The following is a 1,115-nucleotide window of genomic DNA, read 5'->3' on the forward strand; positions in this document are numbered from 1 at the left end:
GCTAGTCCATTGAATCAGAAGAATTGGCGGTGATTCGGCGAGTGGGATCGTTGTAGGTCCACTGCAATGGTTTCGGATCCTTGTTGTACTGACGGATGTAACGCATGAGCTTCTTGTCGAGGTCTTTGATGGAAGTGAAAACGCCGCGGCTGATGACGTCGCGCTGGATGCGTGCGAACCAATTCTCGACCTGGTTGAGCCATGATGAGTAGGTCGGGGTGTAGTGGATATTCACGCGCCGATGCTTGGTCAGAAACGCCTGCACGAGGTCGGTCTTATGGCTGCTGACGTTGTCGCAGATGACGTGAATCTGGCGCCGACGGGGCTGGCTGGCGAGCACCTCCTGAAGGAAGCCGACGAACTGCTCGCTGGTGTGGCGAGCGGCCGTCTTGCCAAGAACTTCGCCGGTACTGGTGTTGAGCGCGGCAAACAGGCTGAGCGTGCCATTGCGCTTGTATTCGAAGCCGTGGCTCTCGGCCCGCCCCGGCGACAGCGGCAACATCCGGTCTTTGCGGTCCAGCGCCTGAATCGCAGTCTTCTCGTCCACGCAGAATACGACCGCGTGCGCCGGCGGATTCAGATACAGGCCGATCACGTCGGCCGCCTTGGTCTCGAAATCCGGATCGTTGGAGACCATGTGGGTATCAAGCCGATGCGGACGGACACCGTGCTTGCGCCATATCCGCTGAATCGTGGAGAACGACACGTCGCCCAATTCGTCTGCCAGCTTGCGGCTGCTCCAGTGCGTGGAGCCGTCGCGCGGCAAATGCTTCAGCGTTCGCGCCAGCACCCGCGCTTCAAGCTTGGCGACCGGCTGCCTGGGGGCTCGCCCCGGATGAAACGACACCAGACCAGCCAAGCCTTGCGTCTCAAACGCCTGGGTCCAGCGCGAGATGAATGCGTCATTGCAGGCAAGCTTGGATCGAATATCGACCCGGCGCTCCGCATCGGCCCAAAGCAGCACGCAACGCGCCCGCCGCGCAAGCGCCGCATTGCCATGACGCTTGCGCATCACGGCCTCCAGTTCGGTACGTTGTTCGCTCGTCAGCATCGTTCTCGGCATGCCCAAGCATATGGGATCGATACATCCAATTTCAATGATTCATCGGACTAGC

At 60.2% G+C, this 1,115-nt stretch carries 1 protein-coding gene; it reads right to left on the bottom strand.

What is annotated here, in order from left to right:
- Position 1: 1 nt before the first annotated feature.
- A complete protein-coding gene (locus DPV79_RS41435; protein ID WP_425267378.1) occupies positions 2 to 1,051 on the bottom strand; it encodes an IS630 family transposase in 1,050 nt (349 codons plus the stop codon).
- Positions 1,052 to 1,115: the final 64 nt, after the last annotated feature.

Origin of the sequence: Burkholderia reimsis (assembly GCF_003294055.1) — a bacterium.
GTDB classification, from domain to species: Bacteria; Pseudomonadota; Gammaproteobacteria; order Burkholderiales; family Burkholderiaceae; genus Burkholderia; species Burkholderia cepacia.